The organism is Flavobacterium aureirubrum (genome assembly GCF_038739835.1).
GTDB lineage: Bacteria > Bacteroidota > Bacteroidia > Flavobacteriales > Flavobacteriaceae > Flavobacterium > Flavobacterium aureirubrum.
Map to the genome: position 1 here is coordinate 1 of NZ_JBCGDO010000177.1, position 245 is coordinate 245.

General features: G+C 37.1%; 1 protein-coding gene. It reads right to left on the bottom strand.

The window, feature by feature from the left end; all coding sequences use genetic code 11:
• Positions 1 to 39: 39 nt before the first annotated feature.
• Positions 40 to 245, bottom strand: a 206-nt coding sequence (locus WFZ85_RS16405; protein WP_342697297.1) for a hypothetical protein, incomplete at its 5' end; no start/stop codon positions are given.

Consider the following 245-nt stretch of genomic DNA (forward strand, 5'->3'; position numbering starts at 1 on the left):
ATAGAATGCGCTATCGGGGTTATTGGGTTAGAAAATGGATTATTGTTTTATTAAAATATATTCGCCAAAAGGGAGTTTAAACGGTTCAGGATTTTGGGTTGGGTTTCCTTGACCGTCTGTAAACAGCACGTTGTTTGTGGTGTAAAACCAAACTTTGATTTTTTCTATTCCATTTTCTAGATATGGTCTTACGACAAGATGTCCGTTTGCTACGCCCATACCATCGTAGTTTGGTTCATTATATG